The following is a 15,286-nucleotide window of genomic DNA, read 5'->3' as shown; positions in this document are numbered from 1 at the left end:
TTCCCCGCCCGCTACTCGTCCTGTAGCCGCGGATCGGCCTCCAGGTGGGTCAGGCCATTCCAGACCAGGTTGACCAGGTGCGCGGCCACCACTTCCTTCTTCGGTTCGCGCGCATCGAGCCACCATTGCGCCGTCATCGACACCGAACCCACCAATGCTTGCGCATACAGCGGTGCCAGGTCCGGGTCCAGGCCGCGCCGGGCGAAGTCTCCAGCCAGAATCGAGCTGACCTGGCTGACGGCGTCGTTGAGCAGGCTGGAATAGGTGCCCGAGCTGATCGAGGCCGGCGAGTCGCGAATCATGATGCGGAAGCCGTCGGTGCGTTCCTCGACGTAGGTCAGCAACGCCAGCGCGACCCGCTCCACCCGCACCCGGGATCGGTTGTTGGTCAGCGACGAGGTGATTCCGTCCAGCAGCGCCGACATCTCCCGATCGACCACCACCGCGTACAGGCCCTCCTTGCCACCGAAATGTTCGTAGACGACCGGCTTGGATACGTTGGCGCGCTGCGCGATCTCTTCGATCGACGTCCCGTCGTAACCGCGTTCGGCAAACAGCGATCGCGCGATGCCGATGAGCTGGTGACGGCGCTCGGTCCCCGTCATCCTGGCGCGCGTCACCCGCGTCGGGTTTTCCGGCGCCTTATCCGGCCCTTTATCCGGTCCGGCCACATCAACAAGGGTATCGGTTTGCGTGGGGCCGGTGGGTAGACGGCGACAGCGTTGACTGTGCTGACGGCGTTGACACCGTCTAAAGTCACATCGATGTGCAATCCGTCGTGGTGTAATCGGCAGCACCTCTGATTTTGGTTCAGATAGTTCAGGTTCGAGTCCTGGCGACGGAGCTTCAAGGAGGGTTGATGACGTTTCCTGGTGACACCGCGGTCCTGGTCCTAGCGGCCGGGCCCGGGACCCGGATGCGTTCGGACACCCCCAAGGTGCTGCACACACTCGCCGGTCGCAGCATGCTGTCGCATGTACTGCATGCGATCGCCAAGCTGGCGCCGCAGCGTCTAATCGTGGTGCTGGGACACGATCACCAGCGCATCGCGCCGCTAGTCGGTGAACTCGCCGACACCCTAGGCCGAACGATCGACGTCGCCCTGCAGGATCGACCGCTAGGGACCGGGCATGCGGTACTCTGCGGGCTGTCCGCGCTGCCCGATGACTACGCCGGCAACGTCGTGGTCACCTCGGGAGATACCCCGCTGCTGGACGCCGACACGCTGGCCGACTTGATCGCCACCCACCGCGCGGTGTCGGCTGCGGTGACGGTGCTGACCACGACGCTGGATGATCCCTTCGGCTACGGCCGCATCCTGCGCACCCAGGATCACGAAGTCATGGCGATCGTGGAGCAAACCGACGCGACACCATCGCAGCGGGAAATCCGCGAAGTCAACGCCGGCGTCTACGCCTTCGACATCGCCGCGCTGCGGTCCGCACTGAGCCGGCTGAGCTCCAACAACGCCCAACAGGAGCTCTACCTCACCGACGTCATCGCCATCTTGCGCTCCGACGGCCAGACCGTACATGCCAGCCACGTCGACGACAGCGCGTTGGTGGCCGGCGTCAACAATCGCGTCCAGCTGGCCGAGCTGGCCTCCGAACTCAACCGGCGGGTGGTGGCCGCTCACCAGCTGGCCGGCGTCACCGTCGTCGACCCGGCTACCACCTGGATCGACGTCGACGTCACCATCGGCCGCGACACCGTCATTCACCCGGGTACCCAGTTGCTGGGCCGCACCCAGATCGGCGGTCGCTGTGTCGTCGGTCCCGACACCACCCTGACCGACGTCGCCGTCGGCGACGGTGCCTCGGTGGTGCGCACCCACGGTTCGTCGTCGTCGATTGGGGATGGCGCCGCGGTCGGGCCCTTCACCTACCTGCGGCCCGGAACCGCGTTGGGCGCCGACGGCAAGCTGGGCGCGTTCGTCGAGGTCAAGAACTCCACCATCGGCACCGGCACCAAGGTGCCGCACCTGACCTACGTCGGCGACGCCGACATCGGCGAGTACAGCAACATCGGCGCCTCCAGCGTGTTCGTCAACTACGACGGTACGTCCAAACGGCGCACCACCGTCGGTTCGCACGTACGGACCGGGTCCGACACCATGTTCGTGGCCCCAGTAACCATCGGCGACGGCGCGTATACCGGGGCCGGCACAGTGGTGCGGGAGGATGTCCCGCCGGGGGCGCTGGCAGTGTCGGCGGGTCCGCAACGCAACATCGAGAACTGGGTGCAGCGCAAACGCCCCGGCAGCCCAGCGGCTCAGGCCTCAAAAAGAGCCTCAGAAATGGCCTGCCAACAGCCCACACAACCACCCGACGCTGATCAGACACCGTGAAGTCGCATCCCGGCTACCCGGCGACAAATCCGGGCGGTGCGCTACGTACCATGGGTAATCCAATTCGATCCCAAACGGCGAGGGCAGCGCGTTGAGCCACGACTGGACCGATAATCGCAAAAACCTGATGCTCTTTGCCGGCCGCGCCCATCCGGAGCTGGCCGAGCAGGTAGCCAAAGAGCTCGACGTCCACGTCACCTCTCAGGACGCGCGGGAGTTCGCCAACGGCGAGATCTTCGTGCGCTTCCACGAATCGGTACGCGGTTGCGACGCCTTCGTCCTGCAATCCTGCCCGGCACCGGTGAACAGGTGGCTGATGGAACAGCTGATCATGATCGACGCGCTCAAACGGGGCAGCGCCAAACGGATCACCGCCGTCATGCCGTTCTATCCGTATGCCCGGCAAGACAAGAAACACCGTGGCCGCGAACCGATCTCCGCGCGACTGATCGCCGACCTGCTCAAGACCGCGGGCGCCGACCGGATCGTGACGGTCGACCTGCACACCGACCAGATCCAGGGTTTCTTCGACGGGCCGGTCGATCATATGCGCGGTCAGAACCTGCTGACCGGTTACATCAGAGACAACTACCCGGACGGCAACATGGTGGTCGTCTCCCCTGACTCCGGCCGGGTACGCATCGCCGAGAAGTGGGCCGACGCATTAGGTGGTGTTCCCCTCGCCTTCATCCACAAGACCCGTGATCCGCGGGTACCCAACCAAGTGGTGTCCAACCGCGTCGTCGGCGACGTGGCCGGGCGCACCTGTGTCCTGATTGACGACATGATCGACACCGGCGGCACCATCGCCGGCGCGGTGGCATTGCTGCACAACGACGGCGCCGGTGACGTGATCATCGCGGCAACCCACGGCGTGCTCTCCGACCCCGCTGCGCAGCGGCTGGCCTCCTGCGGCGCCCGCGAAGTGATCGTCACGAACACGCTCCCGATCGGCGAAGACAAGCGCTTCCCCCAGCTCACCGTTTTGTCCATCGCGCCGCTGCTGGCCAGCACAATCCGGGCGGTCTTCGAAAACGGCTCAGTAACAGGACTTTTCGACGGGGACGCATAGATGGCAGCCGTCATCCTTGAGGGCATCCGGCGGGCTTGGCCGGTCGACGCTGTCCGCAAGATTCTGTGAGACCCTTGGCGGTCGCGGTCGCGGTAGCCACGCTGGCAATGTCAGCGGTCGCTTGCGGACCGAAATCGCCTGACTTCCAGTCGATTTTGTCCACGAGCCCAACCACCAGCGCCGTCTCGACCACGACGGAAGTGCCGGTCCCGCTGTGGAAGTATCTGGAAAGCGTCGGCGTCACCGGAGAGCCGGTGGCACCGAGCAGCCTGACCGACCTGACCGTGTCGATTCCGACACCACCGGGCTGGGCACCGATGAAAAATCCGAACATCACCCCGAACACGGAGATGATCGCCAAGGGCGAAAGCTATCCAACGGCCATGCTCATGGTGTTCAAGCTGCACCGGGACTTCGATATCGCCGAAGCGCTCAAGCATGGCACTGCCGATGCCCGGCTGTCGACGAACTTCACCGAATTGGACTCCTCGACGGCAGACTTCAACGGGTTTCCGTCCTCGATGATTCAGGGCAGTTATGACCTGCACGGCAGGCGACTGCACACCTGGAACCGGATCGTCTTCCCAACCGGCGCACCGCCGGCCAAGCAGCGCTACCTGGTGCAGCTCACCATCACGAGTCTGGCCAACGAGGCCGTCAAGCACGCTTCCGACATCGAGGCGATCATCGCCGGATTCGTCGTCGCGGCAAAGTAATTGTCCGCACGGTTGGGGCACAGCTATCCGAGCAGCTCACAAGGATCGAATTTCCCCAATGCAGTAGCCATGGGTTAGCCTAGCCGGGCGTCACGGCGAGGGTGGTCGGCGGTCTACAGCAGGCCGGCAGAACACCGTTATCGACGGAGGCCGACAAGCTGTCGCGACCCTGGCCGTGCCCCCAAACGAGGTAACCGAGCCACCCAGGAGCGACATATGGCCAAATCCGCAAGCAACCAGCTGCGCGTCACGGTGCGTACCGAGACCGGCAAGGGCGCGTCCCGGCGGGCCCGGCGCGCCGGCAAGATACCCGCTGTGCTGTATGGCCACGGCGCCGAGCCACAGCACCTGGAGCTGCCCGGACACGACTATGCGGCCGTACTGCGGCATTCCGGCACCAACGCGGTGTTGACCCTCGACATCGCCGGTAAGGAACAGCTGGCACTGACCAAGGCACTTCATATCCATCCGATCCGCCGCACCATCCAGCATGCCGACCTACTGGTCGTGCGCCGTGGCGAGAAGGTCGTCGTCGAAGTCAGCGTGGTCGTCGAGGGCCAGGCCGGACCCGACACCCTGGTCACCCAAGAGACCAACAGCATCGAGATCGAGGCCGAGGCGCTGTCGATTCCCGAGCAGTTGACCGTGTCCATCGAAGGTGCCGAACCAGGCACCCAGCTCACCGCCGGGCAGATCGCGCTGCCGGCCGGTGTCAGCCTGATTTCTGACCCTGATCTGTTGGTGGTCAACGTGGTGAAGGCGCCAACCGCCGAGGAGCTGGAGGGCGAAGTCGCAGGAGCCGAGGAAGCCGAGGAAGCCGCGGTAGAAGCCGGCGAAGCCGAGGCCGCTGGCGAGTCCGAGTAGACGGCTTGCGACATGGCCGAGCCGTTGCTCGTGGTCGGCCTCGGCAACCCTGGAGCCAATTACGCCCGTACCCGGCACAACCTCGGGTTCGTGGTCGCCGATCTGCTCGCCGCGCGACTAGGCGCGAAGTTCAAGGCACACAAGCGTTCCGGCGCCGAAGTCGCCACTGGTAGATCAGCCGGGCGCTCCCTGGTTTTGGCCAAGCCGCGCTGCTACATGAACGAGTCCGGCCGCCAGATAGGGCCGCTGGCGAAGTTCTACTCGGTGGCGCCGGCCAACATCATCGTCATCCACGACGACCTTGACCTCGAGTTCGGCCGCATCCGGCTCAAGATCGGCGGCGGCGAAGGCGGCCACAACGGGTTGCGCTCGGTGGTGGCCGCGCTGGGTACCAAAGACTTTCAGCGGGTGCGTATCGGGATCGGCCGCCCGCCCGGCCGCAAGGACCCGGCGGCGTTTGTGTTGGAGAACTTTACCCCGGCCGAGCGCGCCGAGGTCCCCACGATCTGCGAGCAGGCCGCCGATGCCACCGAGCTGCTTATCGAACAGGGCATGGAGCCCGCACAAAACCGCGTCCACGCCTGGTAACGACCCGCGTGAGCAGACGCAAAATCCCCTCGCAACCGGCGTGTCGAGGGGATTTTGCGTCTGCTCGGCGGCCTTAGGTGACCAGGGTGACGGAGTTGGCCCGACGCAGCTTGCCCGACGGCGTCTTCGGAATGGTCCCGGGTCCAAGAACCACGACGTTGCGAGGCCGCACGTCGACCTCGGCAACCACCTCGTGGGCCACTTGATGCTCGATGCGACGAACCTCGGCGGGATCCTCGAAGGCGTTCGACTCGACCGCGACGGCAAAGGATTCGCGCGAATGTCCGGCATCGAGACGCACGGCCACCGCGCAACCCGGACGAACGCCGTCGACGCGGCCGGCCGCCCGCTCGATGTCGGTCGGGTAAATATTGCGCCCGGCCATGATGATGACATCCTTGACGCGGCCACATACCACCACGTGGCCCTCCTCGGTGAGGTAGCCGAGGTCGCCCGTGTCGTACCAGCCATGCTCGTCTTGGGCCGGGATGAAGCCACCCATAGTCAGGTAGCCGGGAGTTAGCGACTCGCCGCGCAGCTCGATGACACCCACGCCGCGGGCGGGCATGACATCGCCCTGTTCGTCGATGATGCGGGCCTCTAGGTCCTGCAGCAGCGGACCTAGCGTGGCCAGCCTGCGGGTATTGCCTTTGGTGGCGGGAACGGCCCGGCGCAGAGCCGCCAGCAGGTCGGCGTCAACCTCGTCCACGACGAGGCCGGCGTTGCACTCCGAGAAGGACACCGCCAGCGTGGTCTCGGCCATGCCGTAGGCCGGCAGGATCGCTGAGGGCCTCAGGCCGAACGGCTTGCCCGCGTCGAGCAGGTCCTCGACGTCGGCGGGTTCGACGGGCTCGGCGCCGGACAGCGCGAAGCGTAGGGTCGACAGATCGAAGTCGCCGGGCTTGGCCTGGCGCCGCAACCGCTTGGCGAGCAGCGCGTAGGCGAAGTTGGGCGCCGCGGTCATGGTGCCCTGGTACTTGTCGATGAGCTTCGCCCACAGCAGCGTGTCGCGCAGGAAGTCCATTGGCGTGACCTTGACCAGCTCCGCACCGAAGAACATCGGGATAGTCAAGAAGCCCACCATGCCCATGTCATGGAAGCAGGGCAACCAGCTGACCATGACGTCCTTGTCGACGTCATACTGGGCGCCGACGAACATTGCCTCGGCGTTGGAGTAGATGTTGCGGTGGGTGATCTGGACGGCTTTAGGGGAGCCGGTAGATCCGGACGTCAGCTGCATCAACGCCAGGTCGTCCTCGCCGACCTCGATGGGGCCGATCGGATCCGACGCCAAAAGGTCAGCGACGGTAAGGACCTGCATGCCTTTCTGCTCAAGGATGGGAATGGCCACGAGGAAGGGCTCGGAGACGATCACGGCCTTGGCCTCGATCATGCCGATGACGGTCATGGTGTCCTCGGCCCACACGGCCAAGTCGGTGCGCGGTGTGGGCTGGTGCAGCATGGTCAGGCTGGCCCCGCGCATCCACAGGGCCTGCGCCGTGGGGGCGATCTCCACCGGGAAGCCGGCCAGCACCCCAACAACGTCACCAAGACCGACACCCGCGGCGGCCAGGCCGCCCGCGATGCAACGAGCACGCTCATGGACCTCGCCCCAGGTGTGGCGGACGGGCATGTGCGGTTCACCTGTGACCATGCCCGTCGTCGCGGTGCGGGCATTGTGGAACATCTTCTCGGTGAACCTGCTCAAGGCAACCTCCTCGGTTCCGGTGCTGTCCCCAAGGTCCGGGTTTTCATGGTCCGCCTACCGGATGCCACATCGCGACAGGCGCGCGCACACAGTTGGGGAGCGGTTGGGTCTCGGTTCGGTGATGAGCCCACGACCCAACACCGCGGATTATCTTAAGCAACTCTTAAGTAGCTGCCAAACTCTGCCGAGGTTTGAGGGCGATGTCACAGCTTGGTCACAGCCTTTGCCGTACTCCCCGCGGTGAACTGCGAGGATTCCCGTGCCGACGGGTTGTCTCGATGGCCGTTGATGCAGCTATCGCCGTGAGCTGGCCGGTAGCGGAGGTTCTCGCCGAGCGGCTCTGTCGCATCATGGTATGGCTTTTGCGCCTGGCTTTGATGCGCGCCACCGACCTCCGCGAGGGCGGATGCCTGCGGCCCTACCGCTGGCATGCTGGTGCGCCAGCCGATCGACCCACCGGCCTCGGCACGCGCGGATACCCCTGGCCGCCCGAGGCATGCTCCCAAGAATTCGGTCACACTTCGGTCGGCGCAGACACCACGCGGGCGCCGGGTACCGGCCCGGTGGCGACTCGAACGGTGCGACAAACTCCCGCCCCCGACAGCTGCGCGCCGACATCGATCGCCGAGCTCGCCGAGGTGCACAGGAAGGCACACGTGGGACCCGAACCGGACACGATGCCTGCGAGCGCGCCGGCCTCCACACCGGCGCGTAACGCACGAGCCAGCGCCGGGTCCAGGCTCACCGCGGCCGCTTGCATTTCATTACCCAGCAACGGCGCCAGCTGATCCGGATCACCCGCAGCTAAGGCAGCCAGAACCGGCCCGGGCTCACCAAGCCGGGGCGGATCCCCCACCTCCCTGAGCCGGTCGAGCTCGTTGTACACCGCGGAGGTGAGCAACCCGCTGTCGGCGAACGCCAGGACCCAGTGGAAGGTGTTGCGGGATAACACGGTGGCCAACTCCTCGCCGCGACCCGTCCCCAGCGCGGTACCACCATGCAGGGCAAACGGCACATCGCTGCCTAGCCGCGCGGCGAGCATGCGCAGGTCGCGGCGGGGCACATTGAGTTCCCACAACGAGTTCATCGCAACCAGGACCGCCGCAGCGTCCGCGCTGCCACCGGCCATGCCGCCGGCGACCGGAATGGATTTGTCGATCATGATCGAGACGTCCGGCGCCCGGCCCACGTGTTCGGCCATCAGCTCGGCCGCCTGCCAGGCGAGATTGCGTTCGTCGGTCGGCAGCTGGTCGGCCCCCTCGCCGACCAACTCGAGCGAGAGCACATCAGCGTTACGAACGGTTACCTCGTCGACCAGCGAGACGGCATGAAATACCGTGGTCAGCTCGTGATAGCCGTCCTCGCGGCGATCGCCGACCGCCAGATAGAGGTTGACCTTTCCGGGCACCCGAACGGTGACCGACCCGGTGGGCACCCACAATTCAGCGGTGTTGCCGTCAGATGCGGACACCGCAGCAGACTATCGCTGTGACGCGCCGACCACACGCGGCGGCGCCCCGTCAGCTCGCCGACGCGTGCCCCGAAATGTCCGGCGCCCTGGCGTCCCGGCCGGTGCTGGTGGCCTCGTCGGAGCCGCCGGACCGTCGCAGCAGCCGCACGAAGTCGTCGATGGACAGCGTCTCACCGCGACGGGCGGGGTCGATGCTGGCCGCCAACAATCGATTCGCCGACTCGCTTCCCGAGCCCGCCCACTGCACAAACGCGTTGCGAGAAGTCTTGCGCCGCTGCGCGAATGCGATGTCCACGAGTTCGAATACCCGCCGTCGAAAAGCGTCGTCGGTGGGCCAGGGCGAGGTCTCATATCGATCGATGCGTACCAGCCCGGAATAGACACGCGGAATGGGCCAGAAAACGGTCGGCGACACCATGCCGCAGCGGCGAACCCGCCCGAAGAAGCGCAGCTTAACGCTGGGCACGCCGTACTCTTTGCTGCCCGGCTCGGCGGCGAGCCGTTCGGCGACCTCGGCCTGCACCATCACCGTCACGACACGGATCGACGGGAACTCGACAAGCAGATGCAACAACGCCGGTACCGCTACGTTGTACGGCAGATTGGCAACCACCGCGGTCGGCGCCGCGGCTAGATCCTCCCGGCGCAGGGCCAGGACGTCGCGATTGACCACCGTTAGTCGGTGAACCTCGCTGTGCGAGTGCTCCGCCACGGTCTGTTGCAGCCGAGAAGCCAGTAGTGGATCGATCTCGACCGCGGTGACGGTCGCGCCGCGGTCGAGCAGTGCCAGGGTCAGCGATCCCAGGCCCGGCCCGACCTCCAAAACCAGGTCGGAACGGCTGACCCCGGAGGCGGCAACCACCCGTCGCACCGTGTTGGCGTCGTGCACGAAGTTCTGTCCGAGAGATTTGCGCGGCCGAAAGTCGAGCTCTTTGGCCAGCCGCCTGATCTCAGTGCGCCCGAGCAGCCGGATGGTCAGCGCGCACCCGCTCGTGCAGCACATACCGGCCAGGCGCCCCAACCTTGACGCAGTCGGGTCACCTCGGCAACGGCGATCTGCTCTTCGCGGGTGGCGAGGTCAGCGCGGGGTGCATACCGCAGCCCGCCGTTGGCCTCCCAGGTGCCCTGGTCAAACTGCACACCACCGTAATACCCGTTGCCGGTGTTGATCGCCCAGTTGCCACCGGCCTCACAGCCGGCGATCGCGTCCCAGATGCTTCCGTCGATCACCGGGGGCACCTCGGTACCGGGCTTGGTGCCCACCCGCACCACGGCTTCGTGGGCCGGGGTCACCACGACGTTGGCGACGGGCAAACGGCCGGTCTCGACGCCGTTGACCTCAGCTACCGCGAACGTCACATCCTGGGTCCCCGGAACCCCCGGGTCTTCGACGACCTCCCGGCTCATGTTCATCTCCGGGTCCTCGACACGACGCGCGTTCGGCGGCAGCGGCAGCCGCTCGGTGACCTTCTTGATCCGATTGCGGGTCACCTGGATCTGCATGCCTTCGACGATCGGGGCCGTCGCGGCGGGCACCACGTGGTCGCTTTGCAACAGCGGCACGCCGGCCGCACTCAGCAGCCCCGCGACATTGGGGGCCGGCAAGTGCACCGTGCGCACCAACCCGCCGTCGTTGAGCTGCACCGTCTTGGCGCTGACGACCGGTAGCGCCATCCCGGACAGCGGGACGCGGCTGGCGCGAGAAGCCGCGGCCGGCGCCGTGTCGGTCATCGCGAGTTGGGCCAGCGCCTCGTCCACCGTCGACGCGGTCGTCCACACCTGCTTAGCGTCGTGACCATCCAGCGAGATCTGCAGCGGACGGCTACGCCGCAGCACGATGGTGTCGGCGTCATGGACCTGCACGCCGGCCGCGGGATACAGGTCGTCGCGGTCGTCGACTGAGAACCCGTTCTCTTCGACGATGTCGATCACCCGCGATTTCATCGTGGTCACCCGCATCGCGGTTCCGTCGACGGTCAACGTCACCGTTTTGCATGCGGCGACCGCATAGCCACCGGCGAACGCCAACACCAGCAGCAGCGCACCGACTACCAGGCGCAACATCGGTGATTGGGTCTGATGAAGTTTGGTAAGTAGAGTCAACGCGCTATATCCCCGACCTCGGCAACACTCAACCACCTACACAGCGAACAAAAAGCAAAATGGGCCCTCCGAAACCTAGAGGCCCCACCCGTTCGATCACAAGACGGTAACGAACCGGCCAATGTTGAGCAACTCCGGCGCGCGGGTGTTATGGGCCGCTCGGCGCGCTCATTGGCGCATCCACCCTAGCCCATAAGCTCGGCGAGCGTTGCTTGTGGTGATGAGCGCCACCTCTTCGGGGCGCCGATTGACCAGTTCAGCCAGCGCCCGCACGGTATAGGGCAGGCAGTACGGTTCGTTCGCCAAGCCCCGGTGGGGATGCGGGGTCAAATACGGTGCATCGGTTTCCACCAAAAGCTGCTCCACCGGCATCAGCGGGACGGCTTCCCGTAGTTCACGGGCGTTACGGAAGCTCACCGTCCCGGACAGGCTGAGCAGCCACCCGGCGTCCACACACGTGCGGGCCATCGCCGCGTCCGACGAGAAGCAGTGCAAGATCACGGTGTCCGGCGCGCCCTCGGCCCGCAGCACGTCCAGCACGTCGCGGTCGGCCTGACGATTGTGGATCATCAGCGGTTTACCGGTCCGCTTGGCCAGATCGATATGCCAGGCAAAGGCCTCCCGCTGGACGTGCGGCTCCGCACACCCGTCCAGGCGACCCGGCCAGTACATGTCGATTCCGGTCTCACCGACGGCCACCACCCTGGGGTGGGCAACCAATCGCTCGAGCTCGGCACGGGCAGCGTCGGTGAGCGCATCGGCGCGGGTCGGGTGCAACGCCACCGCGGCATAGACTCGCCGATCCCATTCGGCCGCGCGGGTGACCCAGCGCGCGGACTCCAGGTCGTCGGCGACGGTGACCACCGCGGTCACGCCGGCCGCGGCGGCTCGCTCGACGAGCGACCGCACCGTATCGGCGTCTCGTGCACCGCACGCGTCGAGATGGGTGTGGGCGTCGACCAACGGCGCCAGGGGTTCCGGAGCGGGCGGTGGATCTCGTCTGGCTGGGCGGTCGGAGCTCACCCGCACACAATAGGGTGGTGTCGAAATGAAGCCCTATTACGTCACCACCGCGATCGCATATCCCAACGCTGCACCCCACGTAGGTCACGCCTACGAATACATCGCCACCGACGCGATCGCCCGGTTCAAACGGCTGGATGGCTATGACGTGCGCTTCCTGACCGGGACCGACGAGCATGGCCTGAAGGTCGCACAAGCCGCCGCGGCAGCGGGCGTGCCCACCGCGGCGCTTGCCCGGCGCAATTCCGACGTGTTTCAGCGCATGCAGGAGGCGCTGAACATCTCCTTCGACCGATTCATCCGCACTACCGATGCCGACCACCACGAGGCGTCCAAGGAACTCTGGCGACGGATGTCGGCGGCCGGCGACATCTATCTGGACAACTATTCCGGGTGGTACTCGGTGCGCGACGAGCGGTTCTTCGTCGAATCGGAGACCCAACTTGTCGACGGCACGCGCCTGACGGTAGAGACCGGCACGCCGGTGACCTGGACCGAGGAGCAGACCTACTTCTTCCGGCTGTCGGCCTATACCGACAAGCTGCTGGCCCACTATCACGCCAACCCCGACTTCATCGCGCCGGAGACGCGGCGCAACGAAGTGATCAGCTTCGTCTCCGGCGGCCTGGACGACCTGTCGATCTCGCGCACCTCGTTTGACTGGGGTGTGCAGGTGCCCGAGCACCCCGACCACGTCATGTACGTCTGGGTCGACGCGCTGACCAATTACCTGACCGGGGCGGGCTTCCCGGATACCGACTCGGAGTTGTTCCGCCGCTACTGGCCCGCCGATTTGCACATGATCGGCAAGGACATCATCAGGTTTCATGCCGTCTATTGGCCGGCGTTTTTGATGTCAGCCGGAATCGAGTTGCCGCGAAGGATCTTCGCGCACGGGTTCTTGCACAACCGCGGCGAGAAGATGAGTAAATCGGTGGGCAACATCGTCGACCCGGTTGCCCTGGCGGAAGCGCTCGGGGTGGACCAGGTCCGCTACTTCCTGTTGCGGGAGGTCCCGTTCGGCCAGGACGGCAGTTACAGCGACGAGGCCATCGTCACTCGGATCAACACCGATCTGGCCAACGAGCTCGGCAACTTGGCCCAACGCTCGTTGTCGATGGTGGCCAAAAACCTTGACGGCAGGGTGCCCAACCCGGGTGAGTTCGCCGACGCCGACGCCGCGCTGCTTGCGACCGCCGATGGCTTGTTGGAGCGAGTGCGCGGTCACTTCGACGCACAGGCGATGCACCTGGCGCTGGAGGCGATCTGGCTGATGCTCGGCGACGCGAACAAGTACTTTTCGGTGCAGCAGCCGTGGGTACTGCGCAAGAGCGAGTCCGAAGCCGATCAGGCCCGGTTCCGCACCACGCTCTACGTCACCTGCGAGGTAGTCCGCATCGCGGCACTGCTGATCCAGCCGGTGATGCCGGAGTCGGCCGGCAAAATTTTGGACCTGCTCGGCCAGGCCCCAAACCAGCGGTCGTTCGCCGCCGTAGGTGTTCGGCTGACCCCCGGCACAGCGCTGCCGCCGCCCACCGGGGTATTTCCCCGCTACCAGCCGCCGCAACCACCCGAAGGCAAGTGAGCGGACCGCAGCGACGGGAAAGCCACCTACGAAGCGTTGACCGCGGTCTGCGCGTCGCGTGGGATGTCGAGCGTGGCGACGGGATAAAACCCGGAATCGTCGCGGCCGTCGCGGGACAACAGCATGGGCGGATAGTTCACCACATGGGAGCCGTTCGGTTTGTGCTGTTGCCAGTCGATCGCGGCCCGCAGCGTGTAGTGGCCCGCGGGCAAGCCGGACAGATCAACGCGAACCGTCTCGGCGACCGACGCCGGTGTCGGCTGGTCGCTGCTGCGATCGCCGCGCTGGTCGGAGACCAGCGTCTTCAGGTCCACCGCTGCCGGCAGCGTCCGAACCACCTGTCCGGTGGAATCCACCAGCCGGTAGCCGGGCACCCACTTTTCGGTGGCGGCAGCAGCGCCGTAGTTGGTCCAGGTGACCGAGATCGTCGCGACCTTGCCCGCTAGCGCTTGCGACCCCGGCTGCGCTTCGACCGAGTACCGATAGCCTGCGGCGGCGTTAGCTTGCGCCCACACCAGGTACAACGCGGGGTCCATCGGCGAGGTCGCCGTCTGGTCGGGGAAGTTAACGCTCGACGTCATCGACACGTGATACCTGATGACGTCGCGCAGGCCCTTCTCGTAGTAAGCCCGCGGCGAACTGCCGGTCGGCAACTCGCACCACTCGGTGATCACCGGCGCCGTTGCCAGCCGCTGCCGCAGCGCGGCGACCACCGGGTCTTTGGTCTGCACATAGTGCGAAGTGCTGGACTCGGCCCAGGCCGGCAACGGCGCGTCGACGCCCAGGCAATCCGAGCGGACACCCACCGGCGCGGCAAGCTTGTTGGTGACCTCGTCGGCGAACAGTTCTCGCACGATTTCCGGATTAGCGGGACTGGTCACCAGTTGGGTATGCGGGAAGGCGCTGACGTTCGCCGCGATTAGCTGTTTGATGGACGCGGTGGTGATGTTCTGATCACGGAACTGGCTGTAATAGCCCAGGGTCGCCACGCTTTCATCCGGGCCCGGACCCGGCGCACCGAGCGTGTCGCGCAGGTATGCGACGTGATTTTCGCTGAAGTCCCCGTACCCGGAGAACTCGAACACGCTGAGGCGCTCGTCACCGTCGTAGCGGCGACCAAGCGCGGCGAGCAACTGCGCAAAATCGTTAAGATAGGTCGAATCGTTGAAATTCGGCACCACCTGCACCACCCCGGTCGAGGGATCGGTCGCCGGCCCTGGATAACTGGTGTTGGTGCTGGCGATAGCGCGCTCCCAGTCGGGAATCGCGATGTTAGTGCCGTCCGGATAGGAAGCCTTGCAGCACGAGCTGTAGGCGTACACCCGCAGCGTCAGCCGCATGCCGCGGTCGGCGAGCCTGGTCAACGCGTTGTCGATCACGCTGAAGTCGTACTTGCGGTCGTCCGGAGCATCCGGGGGCAGAGTGCGCGGATCCGTAGGCTGCAGCTGCCGCCAGGAGACTCGCAAACTCGCGTCGTAGGACGCGGGCCAAGGCGGATAGCGTTGCTGCGCGGGGTTCCCCTGCGGAAACAGCGGTTCCATGAGGTCTTCGTACTGACCGCGCAACGGGTTGGGTATCTCCTGCGCCGTCGACGGTATGGCCGGACTTCCCATTGCGTTCAGTGGACCGCGGTGGCTCGCGCTGCTGCTGCAACCGTTGAGCGGCCCACCGAGCACCAGCGCTAAGCACACGACAACGCCGAGCGTGCTTTTCCTACTTCTTAAAACCATCGCTACTTCAAGATCACACCGAGCGTCAACGTCTCGCGGTCAGCGAGAAACGGCATTGGCATTGGCTGCTCGCACAGCA

13 protein-coding genes, 1 tRNA gene and 1 pseudogene are annotated in these 15,286 nt (G+C 65.7%); 7 read left to right on the top strand and 8 right to left on the bottom strand.

Annotated features, from left to right (window positions below; translation table 11 throughout):
* Window positions 1-11: 11 nt before the first annotated feature.
* Window positions 12-605, bottom strand: coding sequence for a TetR/AcrR family transcriptional regulator (locus tag FF952_RS05440; RefSeq protein ID WP_003405271.1), 594 nt, complete (start codon window positions 603-605; stop codon window positions 12-14).
* Window positions 606-772: 167 nt separating this feature from the next.
* Here FF952_RS05440 and FF952_RS05435 point away from each other — a divergent pair.
* The 6 genes from FF952_RS05435 to pth all read left to right on the top strand — a co-directional run bounded on the left by FF952_RS05435 (window position 773) and on the right by pth (window position 5,587).
* Window positions 773-844 (top strand) — tRNA-Gln (locus FF952_RS05435).
* Between the two features lie 15 nt (window positions 845-859).
* Entirely contained in the window at window positions 860-2,347 is a 1,488-nt protein-coding gene (gene glmU, locus FF952_RS05430) for a bifunctional UDP-N-acetylglucosamine diphosphorylase/glucosamine-1-phosphate N-acetyltransferase GlmU (protein ID WP_003405267.1), read from the top strand.
* A gap of 91 nt (window positions 2,348-2,438) precedes the next feature.
* Entirely contained in the window at window positions 2,439-3,419 is a 981-nt protein-coding gene (locus FF952_RS05425) for a ribose-phosphate diphosphokinase (RefSeq protein WP_003405263.1), read from the top strand.
* Between the two features lie 107 nt (window positions 3,420-3,526).
* On the top strand, window positions 3,527-4,135 hold the full coding sequence (locus FF952_RS05420) for an LpqN/LpqT family lipoprotein (RefSeq protein ID WP_042507738.1): 609 nt from the start codon (window positions 3,527-3,529) through the stop codon (window positions 4,133-4,135).
* A gap of 216 nt (window positions 4,136-4,351) precedes the next feature.
* Window positions 4,352-4,999, top strand: coding sequence for a 50S ribosomal protein L25/general stress protein Ctc (locus FF952_RS05415; RefSeq protein WP_003405254.1), 648 nt, complete (start codon window positions 4,352-4,354; stop codon window positions 4,997-4,999).
* 12 nt (window positions 5,000-5,011) lie between these two features.
* Window positions 5,012-5,587, top strand: coding sequence for an aminoacyl-tRNA hydrolase (gene pth, locus FF952_RS05410; protein ID WP_003405251.1), 576 nt, complete (start codon window positions 5,012-5,014; stop codon window positions 5,585-5,587).
* A gap of 73 nt (window positions 5,588-5,660) precedes the next feature.
* On the opposite strand, the gene FF952_RS05405 is transcribed toward pth, so the two are convergent.
* The 6 genes and pseudogenes from FF952_RS05405 to FF952_RS05380 all read right to left on the bottom strand — a co-directional run bounded on the left by FF952_RS05405 (window position 5,661) and on the right by FF952_RS05380 (window position 11,898).
* On the bottom strand, window positions 5,661-7,295 hold the full coding sequence (locus FF952_RS05405) for a fatty acyl-AMP ligase (RefSeq protein WP_003405202.1): 1,635 nt from the start codon (window positions 7,293-7,295) through the stop codon (window positions 5,661-5,663).
* A 203-nt stretch (window positions 7,296-7,498) separates the two neighbouring features.
* Window positions 7,499-7,793: pseudogene (locus tag FF952_RS05400) on the bottom strand (hypothetical protein).
* Between the two features lie 16 nt (window positions 7,794-7,809).
* A complete protein-coding gene (locus FF952_RS05395; RefSeq protein WP_003898690.1) occupies window positions 7,810-8,766 on the bottom strand; it encodes a 4-(cytidine 5'-diphospho)-2-C-methyl-D-erythritol kinase in 957 nt (318 codons plus the stop codon).
* A gap of 49 nt (window positions 8,767-8,815) precedes the next feature.
* Complete coding sequence (gene rsmA, locus FF952_RS05390; protein ID WP_003405191.1) at window positions 8,816-9,769, bottom strand: 16S rRNA (adenine(1518)-N(6)/adenine(1519)-N(6))-dimethyltransferase RsmA; 954 nt, start codon at window positions 9,767-9,769, stop codon at window positions 8,816-8,818.
* On the bottom strand, window positions 9,742-10,869 hold the full coding sequence (rpfB, locus tag FF952_RS05385; RefSeq protein WP_023637366.1) for a resuscitation-promoting factor protein RpfB: 1,128 nt from the start codon (window positions 10,867-10,869) through the stop codon (window positions 9,742-9,744). Before rpfB ends, rsmA begins: the two co-directional genes overlap by 28 nt.
* A gap of 168 nt (window positions 10,870-11,037) precedes the next feature.
* Window positions 11,038-11,898: a TatD family hydrolase gene (locus FF952_RS05380; protein WP_003898688.1), complete on the bottom strand. Its 861-nt coding sequence runs from the start codon at window positions 11,896-11,898 to the stop codon at window positions 11,038-11,040.
* Between the two features lie 19 nt (window positions 11,899-11,917).
* Here FF952_RS05380 and metG point away from each other — a divergent pair, with 19 nt between their 5' ends.
* Window positions 11,918-13,477: a methionine--tRNA ligase gene (gene metG, locus FF952_RS05375; RefSeq protein ID WP_003405183.1), complete on the top strand. Its 1,560-nt coding sequence runs from the start codon at window positions 11,918-11,920 to the stop codon at window positions 13,475-13,477.
* Between the two features lie 26 nt (window positions 13,478-13,503).
* Here metG and FF952_RS05370 read toward each other — a convergent pair whose 3' ends face one another.
* Entirely contained in the window at window positions 13,504-15,207 is a 1,704-nt protein-coding gene (locus tag FF952_RS05370) for a hypothetical protein (protein ID WP_003405180.1), read from the bottom strand.
* Window positions 15,208-15,286: the final 79 nt, after the last annotated feature.

It is taken from the genome of Mycobacterium tuberculosis complex sp. N0072 (genome assembly GCF_030323725.1).
GTDB classification, from domain to species: Bacteria; Actinomycetota; Actinomycetes; order Mycobacteriales; family Mycobacteriaceae; genus Mycobacterium; species Mycobacterium tuberculosis.
Note: the sequence above shows the minus strand (reverse complement) of the source record. Positions and strands in the feature narration are given on the sequence as shown.

What these genes read in the sequence shown, in the direction of transcription:
- pth (WP_003405251.1), top strand. Translation starts at nt 5,012, where the DNA reads ATGGCCGAGCCGTTGCTCGTGGTCGGCCTCGGCAACCCTGGAGCCAAT.
- rsmA (WP_003405191.1), bottom strand. Translation starts at nt 9,769, where the DNA reads ATGTGCTGCACGAGCGGGTGCGCGCTGACCATCCGGCTGCTCGGGCGC.
- FF952_RS05415 (WP_003405254.1), top strand. Translation starts at nt 4,352, where the DNA reads ATGGCCAAATCCGCAAGCAACCAGCTGCGCGTCACGGTGCGTACCGAG.
- glmU (WP_003405267.1), top strand. Translation starts at nt 860, where the DNA reads ATGACGTTTCCTGGTGACACCGCGGTCCTGGTCCTAGCGGCCGGGCCC.
- FF952_RS05420 (WP_042507738.1), top strand. Translation starts at nt 3,527, where the DNA reads ATGTCAGCGGTCGCTTGCGGACCGAAATCGCCTGACTTCCAGTCGATT.
- metG (WP_003405183.1), top strand. Translation starts at nt 11,918, where the DNA reads ATGAAGCCCTATTACGTCACCACCGCGATCGCATATCCCAACGCTGCA.
- FF952_RS05440 (WP_003405271.1), bottom strand. Translation starts at nt 605, where the DNA reads ATGACGGGGACCGAGCGCCGTCACCAGCTCATCGGCATCGCGCGATCG.
- FF952_RS05370 (WP_003405180.1), bottom strand. Translation starts at nt 15,207, where the DNA reads ATGGTTTTAAGAAGTAGGAAAAGCACGCTCGGCGTTGTCGTGTGCTTA.